The organism is Aeromonas sp. (assembly GCF_051657805.1).
In the GTDB taxonomy this organism is placed as follows: domain Bacteria; phylum Pseudomonadota; class Gammaproteobacteria; order Enterobacterales; family Aeromonadaceae; genus Aeromonas.
In genome coordinates, this window is the sequence record NZ_JBOFLJ010000021.1 from 365,058 (window position 1) to 379,599 (window position 14,542).

At 64.0% G+C, this 14,542-nt stretch carries 11 protein-coding genes; 10 read left to right on the plus strand and 1 reads right to left on the minus strand.

Annotated features, from left to right (window positions below; genetic code table 11):
- Positions 1–9 precede the first annotated feature (9 nt).
- The 10 genes from ACRCYW_RS08885 (at position 10) to hdfR (ending at position 13,243) form a co-directional block, all read left to right on the plus strand.
- The gene (locus ACRCYW_RS08885; RefSeq protein ID WP_043761594.1) at positions 10–237 is read left to right on the plus strand and encodes a YejL family protein; all 228 of its coding nucleotides are present in this window, start codon (positions 10–12) and stop codon (positions 235–237) included.
- A 44-nt stretch (positions 238–281) separates the two neighbouring features.
- Positions 282–2,129 carry a DUF3413 domain-containing protein gene (locus ACRCYW_RS08890; protein ID WP_438549744.1) on the plus strand — a complete coding sequence of 616 codons (1,848 nt, stop codon included), beginning with the start codon at positions 282–284 and terminating at the stop codon, positions 2,127–2,129.
- 284 nt (positions 2,130–2,413) lie between these two features.
- Positions 2,414–4,579, plus strand: a complete 2,166-nt coding sequence (locus tag ACRCYW_RS08895) for a TonB-dependent hemoglobin/transferrin/lactoferrin family receptor (RefSeq protein ID WP_438549745.1) — start codon at positions 2,414–2,416, stop codon at positions 4,577–4,579.
- A complete protein-coding gene (locus ACRCYW_RS08900) occupies positions 4,579–6,600 on the plus strand; it encodes a prolyl oligopeptidase family serine peptidase (RefSeq protein WP_438549746.1) in 2,022 nt (673 codons plus the stop codon). The genes ACRCYW_RS08895 and ACRCYW_RS08900 overlap by 1 nt, the downstream gene beginning before the upstream one ends.
- A 35-nt stretch (positions 6,601–6,635) precedes the next feature.
- Positions 6,636–9,050, plus strand: a complete 2,415-nt coding sequence (locus ACRCYW_RS08905) for a proprotein convertase P-domain-containing protein (protein ID WP_438549747.1) — start codon at positions 6,636–6,638, stop codon at positions 9,048–9,050.
- A 59-nt stretch (positions 9,051–9,109) separates the two neighbouring features.
- On the plus strand, positions 9,110–10,480 hold the full coding sequence (locus tag ACRCYW_RS08910; RefSeq protein ID WP_438549748.1) for a DUF1566 domain-containing protein: 1,371 nt from the start codon (positions 9,110–9,112) through the stop codon (positions 10,478–10,480).
- Positions 10,477–11,034 (plus strand): DUF1566 domain-containing protein, encoded by a 558-nt coding sequence (locus ACRCYW_RS08915; RefSeq protein WP_438549749.1) that lies wholly within the window; start codon positions 10,477–10,479, stop codon positions 11,032–11,034. The genes ACRCYW_RS08910 and ACRCYW_RS08915 overlap by 4 nt, the downstream gene beginning before the upstream one ends.
- Positions 11,035–11,233: 199 nt before the next feature.
- The gene (gene eco / locus ACRCYW_RS08920) at positions 11,234–11,716 is read left to right on the plus strand and encodes a serine protease inhibitor ecotin (protein WP_438549750.1); all 483 of its coding nucleotides are present in this window, start codon (positions 11,234–11,236) and stop codon (positions 11,714–11,716) included.
- 292 nt (positions 11,717–12,008) lie between these two features.
- Positions 12,009–12,368: a DUF413 domain-containing protein gene (locus ACRCYW_RS08925; protein WP_438549751.1), complete on the plus strand. Its 360-nt coding sequence runs from the start codon at positions 12,009–12,011 to the stop codon at positions 12,366–12,368.
- Entirely contained in the window at positions 12,368–13,243 is an 876-nt protein-coding gene (gene hdfR / locus ACRCYW_RS08930; RefSeq protein WP_438549752.1) for an HTH-type transcriptional regulator HdfR, read from the plus strand. The genes ACRCYW_RS08925 and hdfR overlap by 1 nt, the downstream gene beginning before the upstream one ends.
- 78 nt (positions 13,244–13,321) lie before the next feature.
- On the opposite strand, the gene tyrA is transcribed toward hdfR, so the two are convergent.
- Positions 13,322–14,461 (minus strand): bifunctional chorismate mutase/prephenate dehydrogenase, encoded by a 1,140-nt coding sequence (tyrA, locus tag ACRCYW_RS08935; protein WP_438549769.1) that lies wholly within the window; start codon positions 14,459–14,461, stop codon positions 13,322–13,324.
- Positions 14,462–14,542: the final 81 nt, after the last annotated feature.

The following is a 14,542-nucleotide window of genomic DNA, read 5'->3' on the forward strand; positions in this document are numbered from 1 at the left end:
CTGAAGATTATGCCCATCGTATCAAAGTACAATAACGAGCAGTTTGACGCCCTGATGAACGACCTGATCACCGCCCTGGAGAAGCACAAGGCGCCGGTGGATCTCAGTCTGATGGTGCTTGGCAACCTGACCACCAATATCATCAACGGTATGGCCCCGGCCCAGCGTCAGGCGATCACCGAGAAGTTCGTCCAGGCGCTCACCGCCTCGGTGGATCATCGTCACGATGCTCACTGAGTTTCTTCGCATTCTTTGACGTTTCTCAACCCTGATGGATCACTATGGTCGAAACCGGCAACCCCTATCGTGATAATGTCTCTCGCCTGATCACCTGGGGGCATTGGTTCTCCTTCTTCAACATCATCCTGGCCATGCTGATCGCGACCCGCTACCTGGGTTCCATCAGCTGGCCATCGACCACGCTCGGCGTCACCTATCTCATCATCAGCTGGATAGGCCATTTCTCGTTCCTGAGCTTCGTCACCTACCTGCTGACCATATTTCCCCTGAGTTTCGTGCTGCCCAAGGAGCGGGTGCTGCGCTTCACCTCGGCGGTCATCGCCACCCTGGCGCTGGTGCTGCTGCTCATCGACACCCAGGTATTCCAGCTGTTCAAGTTCCACCTGAACGGTCAGGTATGGCAGTTGCTGCTGGATCAGGCCCAGACCGAGGAGGGCTCGATCTGGAGCATCATCTTCGTGGCGGTGCCCACCATCTTCCTGCTTGAGCTGCTGCTGTCGGCCTATGTGTGGCGCAAGATCAACAAGCGCAAGCGCCGCCAGTACGGCAATCAGGTGGGGCTGGCCCTGCTGGTCTGCTTCATCCTGACTCATCTGGTCAACAGCTGGGCCGATGCGACCCTGTATCAGCCCATTACCATGCAGCGGGCCAACTTCCCCCTCTCCTACCCCATGACGGCGCGCAGCTTCCTGGCCAAGCACGGCTGGCTGGATCTGGAGCAGTACGAGAAGAAGGCCGAGAACCAGGGCAGCGCCGAGCACAGGCTGCTCTATCCCCTGCGCCCCCTCAACGTGAACGCCCCTGCCGAACACATGAACCTGCTGGTGGTGGTGGTAGACTCCCTGCGGGCGGACATGCTGAACAACATCAACATGCCGAACCTGCAGCGCTACGCAGACAACCACCTCAACTTCCGCCAGCACATGAGCGGCGGCAACGACGACGTGATGGGCATGTTCGGCCTCTTCTACGGGCTGCCCGGCCACTATTACGATGACATCAGTGCCGACAAGCGTCCCCCCGTGCTGTTCGACGAGATGCTGCGCCAGGACTATCAGTTCGGTCTGTTCGGCTCTCTCGAAGATGCCCAGAAGTATCGCCAGAGTCTGCTGGCCGGCCTGCGCAAACAGGTGTTTGTGTCCGAGCAGACCGACGACACCCGCCTGATCGCCGACTGGCAGCAGTGGCTCGGCAAGCGCTCGGCCGATCGCCCCTGGTTCTCCCTGGTCTATCTGTCCAGCCCGGGGGATTATCAGGTGCCCGCCGACGTCAAGGGCCCCTTCCAGCCGGAGCTGACCCGCTTCAACCCGGCCACCGCCTATAAACCGGAAAACCTGCAGAAGCTGGAGAACCGCTACAAGAACACCGTCTTCTATACGGACCAGCTGCTCGAGCAGATGCTGGAGCGGTTGCAGCAGCAGGGCTTGAACGAGAAGACCATCGTCGTGGTCACCTCCAACCACGGTCAGGAGTTCAACGAGACCCAGAGCAACAGCTGGGGCTATGGCAGCAACTACTCCCCCTATCAGGTGCAGGTGCCCTTCGTGCTCGCCTGGCCGGGTGTCGAGAGCAAGCCCGAGGAGCAGGCCAGCAGCCACCTGGATCTGGTGCCCACCCTGATGAAGGGCATGCTGGGGGTGCGCAACCCGCCGCGGGACTACAGCATCGGCCGCAGCCTGTTCGATACCAGCCCGCGCAACTGGCTGCTGGCGGGGGATCAGAACGACTTCGCCATCTACCAGGACAACACCATCACCCACTTCAACAAGCAGGGGGATTTCGAGTTGCGGGATCGTGCGAGCTACAAGCCCATCAAGCACGGCACCCCGGACATGGGCGCCATGATCCAGGTGATGAACGAGCTCAATCGCTTCTATCGGAGCCACTAACAGGCACTGCGAAGCCCCAAAAGCCCGCCATTTCGGTGGGCTTTTTGTTGCCTGAAAGACCCATCCCAGACCTTCCCCTGCGCCCGATCAGTTGGCCTTATACGGCTCCATATTGATAAATTTCACTGCAAACGTATGCCACCCGCTAATGACTCATCAGTCAAAAATATCAGTCTGATCAAGATCATAAAAACAAAATGATAATGATTATCAATTCTTGATGAGAAAAGATTCATCTGCAATAATCCGCGCCCTTCAGGCTTAAATAAAAATCATTATCAACAATGAAAACACTACTGCACTACTGGCCCATGCTGTTGTCCGGTACAGCCTTGGCCGCCAGCGATCCGACGCGGATCGACTCAACCGACATCAATCCGGAACTCAAGGCGCACGAGACCATAGTAGTCAAGGGCCAGCGGATAGAGCAGAAGTTATCCGACGTGTCCGGCTCCATCACCGTCATCACCGAGGAGGATCTGGATCGCCAGGTCGCCACCGAACTCACCGACGTCTTCAAGAACGAGCCCGGTGTCTCGGTCACCGGCTCCGCCGGCCGACCCCAGAACATCATCATCCGCGGCATGGGTGGCAACCGGGTGCTGATCATCAAGGACGGAGTCCGGGTCAGCGACGGCTTCGGCGCCGACGATCTCAACGACAAGGTGGGCCGCTTCAGCTTCGATCTGGACGACGTCAAGCAGATCGAGGTCGCCAAGGGTGCCGGCTCCTCCCTCCACGGCTCGGACGCCATCGGCGGCACCATAGTCATCAGCACCAAGCAGCCGGAGGACTACCTGCAGGGTCAGGACGCCTACCTGAGCAGCAAGGTGCTGCAGGATGGCAGCAGCGACAAGCAGAAACTGAGCGCCACCGGCGCCGCCAGGGTGATGGATACCGAGCACCTGCTACGCGTCTCCGGCTGGCAGGGGCACGAGACCGCCAACTATGACGAGAGCCGCATCCCGGCGGATCTGGATGGCCTGAGCGCTTCCACCAGCTCCCGCTTCCAGCTGAACGACCATCACCTGCTGCGCCTCGAGCTCGACTACTTCGAGGACAATGCAAAGCGGGATCAGGGCCCCCTCGAGGTACCCCAGCCCGACGGCAAGTGGCAGGTACGCCAGTACCGGGAAGACGCGAGCCAGAAGACGCAAGGGGGCAAGCTGAGTTGGGAGGGGAGCGATCTCGGCACACAACTGGCCGACGGCTTCACCTGGAGTGCCTACGGCAACCACGCCAAGAACACCGCCAACAAGCGCAGCCTGCTGCAAAACGATCTGCTGAGCGGCTATCCCCGTTATCGCAGTGAGCGGGAGCTCGCCACCTTCACCGAGGACAGGGTCGGCACCGAGCTGGATGTGCGCCGGGATCTCGTCACCGGCGACATCGCCCACAAGCTGAGCTATGGCCTGGAACTGGAGCGCACCACCCACGAGCGGCCGGTGGAAAAACTGAGCCTGGAGGCCGGCGTGCCCCAGCCCCAGCAATCCGCCCCCTTCAGCCGTGCCCGCACCGACCGGGCCGGGATCTGGCTCAGCGACGTGGCGACTCTGGGCCAGTGGCAGTTCACCCCCACCCTGCGCATGGATCACCAGTGGCTCAAGCCGCTCGATGGCAACAACGGCGAAAACCACAGCTGGCACCTCTCCCCGAGCCTGGCCGCCAGCTATCGCTTCACCGAGGAGTGGCGCAGCTGGCTCAGCTACGCCAACGGCTTCCGCGCCCCCTCCTATGACAAGGTGTACGGCAACATCCCCCACTACTTCGCCCTGCCACCGTTCGAGATCATCGCCAATACCGAGCTGGAGGAAGAGACCAGTCACAGCTTCGAGTGGGGTCTGAGTGGTGAAGGGGAGAACTGGAGCATCAAGCCGGCCCTGTTCTACAACCGCTACTACAACTTCATCGACTGGCGTGAAGTGGGCCTGCGCCTGCGAGACGGTGTCTACCTGCGCCAGTACCGCAACGTGGCCAAGGCCGAGACCTGGGGCGCCGAAGTGGCCGCCAGCTACTGGCTGACCCCGGAATGGGAACTCGCCACCAAGCTCGGCTGGGTCGACGGGCAAGACAGCCAGGGCGAGGCCCTGCGCACCCTGACCCCGCTCGAGGGCAACACCCGCCTGACCTATCAGGCCAGCGACTGGAGCCTGGGGCTGCAGGCGGACTATGCCGCCGCCATGGACCGGGTGCCCGCCTGCAGCAACAGCCTGACCGGCAGCCAGGGCGACTGCTTGAAGAGCGCCGGCTGGTTCAGCATGGCGGTGACCGCCGACTGGCTGGTCACCGATGCCCTCAAGATCAACCTCAAGCTCGATAACCTGTTCGATACCCGCTACACCCGCTATCAGGATGTGGCCGGGCTGGAAGCCGGTACCGATGCAGGGCTCTTCACCCAGACAGGCCGCTCCCTGAGCGCCAGCCTGCGCTACACCTTCGTGGGGCTCTGATGCGCAGCCTATTGATACTGGCCAGCCTGCTGGCCACCCCGGCTCTGACTGCAGCAGAGGCGCCGCAGATCCCCGAGCGTCCCGTCCTGATGAAGGGCGAGATAGCCAGGGTCGATCCCTACGGCGGTTGGCGCGACGACAGCCGCAGCTCCCCCGAGTTGCTGACCCTGCTGCGCGAGCAGAACCGCTGGACCGAGCAGCAACTCGCCGGCCAGCAGTCCCTCGAAAAAGCCTTGCAAGCCGAATGGCGGACCAGGGAGCGGGGCGAACCCATGCCCGTGGAGTGGCTGAGCCAGGCCGGCAGCCAGTGGCGCATGGGCGCAGACGGCAGCTTGTGGCAGCGAAACGATGAACAGGCCGAACCCCGCCAACGGTTGGCGCCGCGCCAACCGGCTGGTGGCTACTACGAGCTCGCCGCCTGGTCCCTGCACCCGAACGGGCGCTGGTTGGCCTTGGCCGAAGACAGCCGTGGCGACAGGGACTACCACATCACCTTGCTGGATCTGGTGAACGGCGAGACCCTGGCCACCCTGCCCCACAGAGCCAGCGATCTGCTCTGGAGCCTGGACGGCAAGCGCCTCTACACGGTGGCCAACGAGCGCCACACCCTGCGCCCCTGGCAGCTGTGGGCCTGGCAAGACGGCAAGGAGACCCTGGTGCACCAGGAGCGCGATCCCGCCTGGCTGCTCAGCCTCTATCGCACCACGGACAAGCGCCACCTGATCCTGCAGAGCAACAACCACGACAGCTCGGAGCAATATCTGCTGGATGACGGCTTGGTGACCCTCGTCAAGGCGCGCCAGGCCGGGCTCGAGTACTACCTGGATACCCAGGGGGATCGCGTGCTCATCAAGAGCAACCAGGACGGGGATCTCGGCCTCTATCAGGCGAGCAACCTGTCCGAGGTGGGGAGCCAACCCTGGCGACCGCTCTGGTCCGGCAAAGACCAGAGCCTCGAAAAGTGGCGCCTGTTCGAACACCACACCGTGCTGCAATACCGCAAGGACGGGGACGACTGGCTCGACGTGCTCGGCGCCGATGGCAAGCTGACTCACAGCCTGCCCCTGACCGAGGGCGCCGGCACGGCCTGGATCCAGGGCAGCCAGGATCCGGCCAGCAACAAGGTGCTCATTCGCCGCCAGGGCATGGCCGAGGCTCCGCACCAGCGCTGGCTGGATTTAGCGTCCGGCCAATGGCAGGCCGCCGACACCCCGATCCCAGCGTCGCTTTATCAAAGCGAGCGACGCTGGGTGCTGGGCAAGGACGGGGTCAAGGTGCCGGTCTCCCTGGTGTGGCGCAAAGACATCGGCGCACCCAAGGCACTGCTGCTCTACGGCTATGGCGCCTACGGCACCCCCATGCGCCCCTACTATCAGCCCCAGGTGCTGAGCCTGCTGGATCGCGGCTTCGTCTACGCCATCGCCCATGTGCGCGGCGGCGGCCTGCTCGGCGACACCTGGTATAGAGAGGGCCGTGGCCAGCAGAAGCAGCACAGCGTGGATGACTTCCTGGCGGTGGCGGATAGCCTGGCCCGGGATCCCGCCATCGATCCCGCCAGGCTGTTCGCCATGGGGGGCAGCGCCGGCGGCCTGCTGGTGGCCGCCGCCCTCAACCAGGCACCGAGCCGTTTCGCCGGCGCCGTGCTGCAGGTCCCCTTCGTCGACCTGCTGGGCACCATGAACGACCCCGAGCTCCCCCTCACTCGGCAGGAGTATGCGGAGTGGGGCAATCCCGCCGTGACAGCAGATTACGCTGCCATGCGTCGACTCAGCCCCTATGACAACCTGCATGCCGCCCCCTACCCGCCGCTTTATGTGACCGCAGGGCTGCACGACAGTCAGGTCCCCTACTGGGAGCCCCTCAAGTGGCTCGCCCGCCTGCGTGCCCACAGCACGGGCACGGGTCCCTACCTGCTTAGCACCGAACTCGAGGGGGGACACCTTGCCAACCCCAACACCGCCACCCAGCGGGCAGCCCGGGAGTATGCCTTCCTGCTCTCCCTGGCCGGAGTCCAGCACTGATGCCGAGCCTCACCTTTTCTGCTTTGGAGTCACCTATGAAACCCTCTTCCCTGGCCCTCTGGCTGGCGGCCACCCTGTTCGCCCAGCCCCTGATCGCGGCCGAGCTCATCTATGTCGATGAGGCGCCGCTCTCCACCACGCCTCAAGCCTGGCTCGAGAGCCGCCTCGGTGTGACCCTGGCCCCCGACTACGACAGGGCCAGCCTGCTCGGCCACCACTATAGCTTCCGTCAGCTGGTCAACGGCCTGCCGGTGGCCACCACTCAGGCCGCCGTCAGCATAGACGCGGCCGGCAAGCCCTGGCGCCTCTATCACAACCTGCGCCCGCTCCAGAGCAGCCAGGTCGGCTGCGACCCCAACACCAGCCTGGATCCCCTGCTCACCAGCCTGCGGGATGCGGGTGCCCAGATAGATCCCCTCGGTCCGGTGGAGGCCTGGTACTGGCGCGATGGGGAAACCCTGGTGCCGGCCCTGCGCCAGCGGGTGCGCGAGCACAAGGATGGCAACGCCAAGGCCGCCTACCAGCAGCTGTTCGCCAGCTGTGATGGCAGCCAGGAGCTCGGCCGCTGGATGGATGCGGCCACCACGGCGTCCCCCTTCACCCCGGATGCGGGGGACGTCAGCGTCCAGGCCCGGGTGTTCGACCCGGATCCCCGCACCCAGCTGCAGGATGCCAGCCTGGTCTGGCACGAGTCCCTGGTGCTAGCGGACGCTGCCTATCAGGACAAGGTGGCCCTGCCGGTCACCCTGCAGGGTAGCGACTATGTGCTGAGCGGCCCCAACGCCCGGGTGGTGGATGCCATGGAGCCCACCACGGCCCCCTACAGCGCCGACAACCCGCAGGCCTTCCGCCTGACCCGGGATGATGCGGGTTTTGCCGACATCAACGCCTATTACCATCTGGATCTCGCCCAGCGCCACCTCAAGGCGCTCGGTTTTGCCAACCTCATCCCCGGCGCCCTCGACATCGACACGGATGCGGGCTATCAGGACAACTCCCTCTACGATCCCTTCGAGCGCAGGCTGGAGCTGGGGCGCAGCGGGGTGCCCGATGCCGAGGATCCCATGGTGGTCTGGCACGAGTTCGGCCATGCGGTGCAGCACCACATAGTGCCGGATCTCGGCGACGAGGCGGACTGGGGCGCCATTGGCGAGGGCTTCAGCGACTATCTGGCCGCCAGTCACCGTCAGCGCAGCGAGGCAGGCCGCAACTTCGAACCGGCTATCGTCTTCAACTGGGATGCCCGCTTCACCGATCGTACGCCGCGCCAGCTGGACGACATGCGCGCCCGCTACCACCCGGACTACACCTATCCGGCCCACAGGACAGTCAACGGCAGCAACGGGGATCAGCTCTGGGGCACCCCCCTGTTCCAGGCCCTGCTGGCCTCGGTCGCCGAACACGGCGAGGTGGCGAGAGACGAGTTCGATCGCCTGATCATCGAGTCCCACTTCGGCCTGGGCCCGGCCATTCGCATGCCGCAGCTGGCGCGCCTCACGGTAGAAACCGCCGAGCGGCTCTATCCAAATCGCCACTATGGCCGCCATCTGGAGCAGGCGTTCCGCCAGCACGGCCTGTTGCAGGCCCCGGTCAACCTGGCCCTGGCCGATGGCAGCGCCATCGAGCTGGGCCAACCCCAATCCGTGGTGCTCACCCTGAGCAACCCGGGCAACAGCCCGGTGACCCTGCACAGCCTGGCCCTGGCCCTGCCGACCGGGTTGCAGGCCGACCCCTACCAGTGGCAGGCCAGCACCCTGGCGGCGGGCGCCAGCATGAGCACCACCCTGCGGCTGCTGGCCCAGAGCCCCCTCGCCTGTGGCGACGTGGCGGAGCTGCCCGTGACGCTCGGCCTCACCGGCGCCAGCCCGAGCGAGCGGCAATGGCAGCAGTCCCTGAGCCTGCCCATCGGCACCCCGGTCATCGCCCGGGCGAGCGGCCTGGCCCAGACCCTCAAGGATGCCCAGAGCACCGAAGAGAAGGGACTGAGCCAGGCCAGCCTGATCGTGGCGAAGAGCGATGCCAGGGTGAGCGGCGAGCTGCAACTGAACCTGGACTTGCAACACGAGGCCCTAGATCAGCTGGAGATCTGGCTCAACTCCCCCTCGGGCACCCGGGTGCAGATCTGGGACAAGGGTTACAGTCCGCTGCCACGGCTCAAGGGGACCTTCCCGAACGAGCTGCAATCCCTCCAGCCCCTGAGTCTGTTCAATGGCGAGCCGCTGGCGGGCCAGTGGACCCTGGAGATCGTCGACAACGCCCCCGGCAAGCAGGGCCGCCTCAACGGTTGGAGCATCAGCCAGCGCGTCGGCGCGCTCTGTGGTGACCCCGTTCCCCTGCCGGATGACGGCATCCTTCATTTCAACGTCTCCGACAGCAGCGGGGGCGGCGCCTTCAACCTGCTCTGGCTGCTGCCACTGGCGCTCTGGCGCCGATGGACTCGCCGCGGCTAAGAGACCTTATTCACCCTTAAATGGCAGAGAGGGGCCAGAGGCCCCTCCAAGGAACAAAGATGAAGATGAGAATGACTCTGCTGGCCTGTTTGCTGGCGCCCCTGCTCACCGCCTGCGGTGGCGGCGGTACGGATGAGGCGCCGCTGGCGGCGCCGGACTATCGCCTGACGGTTGAGCTGCCCCAGGCGGGCACCCTGTGCGTCAACCTGAACCAGAACGATCAGTGTGACGCCGGCGAGCCCCAGGTGAGTGGCGCCGCCGATGCCCGCCAGCTGAGCGGCACCTCCCCCGCCCTGCTGACCAGCCCGCTGCTGTTCATCCCGACAGATGCCGCCGCCCTGACCCTGACTCACCCGGCGGCTCGCCTGGATGGTCAAACCCTGAGCCCCACGCCGCTCAGCACCCTGTTGCAGGTCCGCATCGGCGACGGACTCCCCCCCGCCCAGGCCTTGGCCGATCTGCTGGCGACTCTGGCCCCCCTGCAACCGGGCCAGGGCCTCGCCGCCCTCGGCCAGCTTGGGGCGTTCAACCAGGCCCTCGCCGAGCTGACGCTGGCCGCCATCCAGGATGCCGGCACCCTGCCGGGGATCCCGGCCGGTGAGCGTCAACGCCAGATCTGGCAGGGCCTGGTCACCCTGCTGCCTGAGCTCGGCCAGCATTTTGCGCAAAGCCCCGAGCTCCTCAGCCTGCAACCCCGTCTCGCTGCCGTGCTGAAGCAGCAGCAACCCAGAGCCCTGGTCACCGCCAGCGGCGTCACCACTTACACGGACGGGGTGGACTATCTGCTGACCCAGGAGCCTGCCGATCATCCTGGCCAGGATGCCAGCCTAAAACAGGCCCCATTGCGTTATCGCAAGCTGGACAACCAGGGCAAGCCGCTGCCGGACGGCGCGACCCAGTGGGATTGCGTGGAGGATCTCAATACGGGTCTGGTGTGGGAGAAGAAGCTGGACGACCCGGACAGTCCGCGGGATCTGCATCGCGCCTTCGCCTGGGAGTTTGGCAACTACCACCCGACCCAGGAGGAGCGGGATTACGCCTGCCCGGACGGGAATGCCATCTGCTCCACCGAAGAGTACCGCCAGTGGCTCAACGACCAACAGTTATGCGGCATCCAGCACTGGCGCCTGCCCCACGCCCAGGAGCTGATGAGTCTGCAGCATTTCGGCTCCCTCAATCAGCAGGATGGCCAGATTGCGACCCTGGATGTGCGCTACTTCCCCGATCTGGGCACCGGTCTCAATGGCTTTGACGGCTACTACTGGAGCCAGACCCTGACCCCGTCCCGTCGCCTCGAGAGCGTGCCCCTCAGCGTCATAGCCCCGCTCTTCTGGGGTGAGGATGCCGGCACCGATTACCCGACTCCCGTACAAACCCCTGACGACACCAATGCCCTGCAACTGCGCCTGGTGGCCGAGGTAACCCGATGAACAAGTTTCTCCTGACCCTGCTGCTCAGTCTCTGCAGCCCGCTGGCCCTGGCCATCGCCATCTGTGACGACAGCCTGCCCAGAACCAGCCCCAGCTCCCGCTTCCTCGATCATGGCAACGGCACCGTCACCGACCGGGCATCCGGCCTCACCTGGATGCGCTGTCAGCTGGGCCAAACCTGGCAGGGGAATAGCTGCAGCGGCGAACCGACCCGCCTCTACTGGCAGCAGGCGCTGCTGACGGCCGAACGGATCCGCACCGAATCCAACCACGCCCTCCATGGCTTCGGCGGCCACAAAGACTGGCGCCTGCCCACCATCAAGGAGCTGACCAGCATCCTGGAGTCCGCCTGCTACAAGCCGGCACTGAACGAGACCATCTTCCCCCGCGCCATGGCCGGTGATGGCAAGGAGGTGAACGACGGCTACGTCTACCTCTGGTCATCCACCCCCTTCCCCGCGGGCAAGACGGTGGCCTACCTCGACATCACCAGCGGCTCCGTCGGACTGCGTGCCCCCAGCGCCTGGGCCAAGCAGGTGTTGCTGGTTCGCTGACCGCCGGGGCGGGGCCGGATCTCCAGGATCCGGCCCCGCTCCCGATGAAGAAGGCGTCGATTTGTGAGGCGACTCGTCAAAAAAGCATCAAATTACGTCATTCGGTGCCGGTTCATGCAGGTTTTGCCCCCCGGGGCGCTGGAATGAAACCGGCAGAGCGGTTAGTCTAGCGGCGTTGAACCAACCCCATGAGGTACAGATGAAAACCGTATTGCGTTTTAGCCTGCTGGGCGCCTTGCTGCTGGGCGGCAATGCCTTCGCCGCCGAGCCGAAAAAATTCGATATCAGCATGTTCCCCGCCGCCGAAGTGAACCAGGAACGTGTCGTGATCCGTCTGCCGGAAGTCGAGAACGAAGCGGACATGATGGTCGAGCTGCAGGTCGGCAAGAAGATGCTGGTGGACTGCAACCTGCCGCGCTTCGCCGGCAACCTGGAACAGCACAGCGTCAAGGGCTGGGGCTACAACTACCTGACCCTGGGCCAGGTCTCCGGCCCCGTCAGCACCCTGATGGCCTGCCCGGATGGCCAGAAGAAGGAGACCTTCATCCAGATCTACGGTCAGGGCTTCTTCGTCAACTACAACTCCAAGCTGCCGTTCGTCATCTATGTGCCGCAGGAGTATGAAGTGCGCTACCGTCTGTGGCGTGCCGACAACCTGGCTCAGCCAGCCATGATTGAGTGAGTCTCTGAAGCTCAGGTTCAGCGGCTTCAGCCAGACCCAAATAAGGCGCCATATGGCGCCTTATTTTTAGGTGTTTGACCGTCAATTCCTGACGTTTTCTTTACAGAAGCTGACATAACTCCACTATTTTTCAGGCTTTTTTGTGTCAGCCACCGCAAAATGACCCTGTGGGATGAGACAAAGCGCTCTCGATGAAAGATATTTATTAACATAGTAAGAAAATTGATTTTGCACTCTGCGACGGCCTGATGATACTTGCCCGCAAAGGTCAAACTAACCAGAACAAGAGACTATGAGCTTCGAATCAGACAAGCGTTTCAATGACTTCAAACATTTCCCCCGTGGCCTGCGTCGCAGCGGTGAATTCACCGTCGCCGAAGCGGACAGTCTGGAAAAATACGGCACCGTCATGCTGGCTCTCTATCAGGGCAACCAGGCCCCCCGCGACGAGGTCGAGAGCGCCTTCATCGAGCAGGTGAAATCCGGCGCCGCCGGCACCAACCCCCACGCCAAGGTGTGGTTCAAGTACCTCAAGGTCATCGGTCCCAAGCGGGTGCATCGTCTCTGCACCGTGGCCGGTGGCGCCAATGAAGATGCCGGTGGCAGCTTCGAGAGCAGTGGCGGCGGTGGCAGTGACGAGTCCCTCGATTAATGGATACCGAACTGCTTCGGACCTTTATCGAGGTGAGCAAGACCCGGCACTTCGGCCGGGCTGCTGAGAATCTCTACCTGACCCAGTCGGCGGTGAGCTTTCGGATCCGCCAGCTCGAGCAGCAACTCGGGGTCAGTCTGTTTGCCCGCCATCGCAACAACATCCGTCTGACCGCCTCCGGTGAGCGGCTGTTGCCCTACGCCGATGCCATCTTGCACACCCTGGGCCGCGCCAAGCAGGACGTGGCCCTCTCCCCCGGTTTCAGCCAGCAGCTCGCCATCGGCGCCCCGCCCGTGTTCTGGGAGCTGGATTTCAATGACTGGCTCAATCACGTCTATGCCCTGGCCCCTGGCCTCGCGGTGCGGCTCGAGACCGCGTCCCGCGAACACCTGTGCCGCCAGCTGCTGGAGCGCTCCCTCGATCTCGCCCTGCTCTCGGAGCCGACCAAGATCGACGAGATCGCCCTGCACCCCATCGGCGAGCTGGTGTTCGAGCTGGTGAGCCGGGACAGCAATGCCAACGCCGACAGCCTGGTGCAGATGCCCCATATTCATCTGGATTGGGGCACCAGCTTCGAGGCCCAGCCGAGCCGCTTGCAGAGCCTGCAGAAGACCCCTGTGCTGCACTCGAGCTCCGCCAACATGGCGCTGCAGTTCGTGCTGGCCAACGGCGGCGCCGCCTATCTGCCGCGGCGGATGGTGAGCCCCTTCCTGGAACAGGGCAAGCTGCACCTGGTGGACGGGGCCCAGGCCCTGAGCCGCCCGCTCTACCTCGCCTATCTGGAGAAATCCGATCGCCGGGAGCTCATCGATCAGTTGCTGACCCTGCCCCTTGGCTGGGACAACGCCGATCTGCGGCTGCCGCAACCGGAATAAAGGCGGCGCAGCACGTAAGCTGGAATGCAAAAGCAAAAGGGGCCTGATGGCCCCTTTTGCATGGATGATTTCCGAGTCTCAGCCGTGATGCCGACGATCGTTGGCCTGGGCCAGCAACATGCGGCTCTCGCGCAGGAACTCGTCCGCCCGCTCGCCGAAGAAGCCGGAGACCTGGGAGAAGGCATCGATGAAGCCCGCCCGATCGCCCCGCTCCAGGAGCCCCAGCGCCTCGCCGAAGTTCTGGTAGTAGCGGCGGATCATGGCCAGGTTCTGCGGCGACGACAAGATGATGTCGGCGTAGAGGTGCGGATCCTGGGCGAACAGCCGGCCCACCATGGCGAGCTCCAGCCGGTAGATGGGGGAGCTCAAATTGAGCAGCCGATCCAGATTGGCCTGCTCCCGGGAGAGATGCCAACCGTAGGCGAAGGTCGCGAAGTGGCGCAGCGCCTGGATAAAGGTCATCGCCTCGTCGTGAGCCTTGGCCTCCACCTGCTGCAGCCGCGCCCCCCAGATGGTCATCTGATCCAGCAGCCACTGGCTGGCGGCGGGCTCGCGCCCCTGACAGCAGACGATCACCTGCTTGGCGAGGCTCCCGACATCCGGCCCGAACATGGGGTGTAGCCCCAGTACAGGCCCCTTATGTACCGCCAGCATATGGGCAAGAGGTTCGGCCTTGACGCTGGTGACATCTACCAGCAGGCAGTCCGCCGGCAAGTTCCCCAGCCTGTCTATGATGTCGCAGGTCACGTCGATGGGCACCGCCACCATCACCATACCGGCGCCGCTCAATATCGCGTCGGCACGCGGCCAGTCGGCCTGCTCCAGGCTCTCGACCCGGTAGCCCGACAGGCTGAACAGCTGGCCGAACAGGCGACCGAGCTGGCCCTGTCCGCCGATGATCACCACCTTGCCAAGCTCAGGCTTCATGCACTTGAAGTGGTGCTCCTTGTCGCTGGCGGATTCCAGGATATAGGATTCGCGCATCACCCGGCGCAGCACATCCTCGATGAGATCCCCGGGCACCCCCAGGGTCTCGGCTTCGGCACGGCGGCGGGCCAGCATGCTCGCCTCCCGATCCGGCGCATAGATGGGCAGGCCATGGCGGCTCTTCACCTCACCCACTTCCCCCACCAGGGCCAGACGGGCGGCCAGCAGATCGATCAGCTGCTTGTCCACCGCATCTATCTTGTCCCTGAGGGCATTCAACTCTTCGGCCATATCCAGTCCTTGTTGGCGCCGCCCCTGGCCGCGCCCTGTGATCCAATCGATGACATGAATGTCATGGACGCGGGGGGGGCC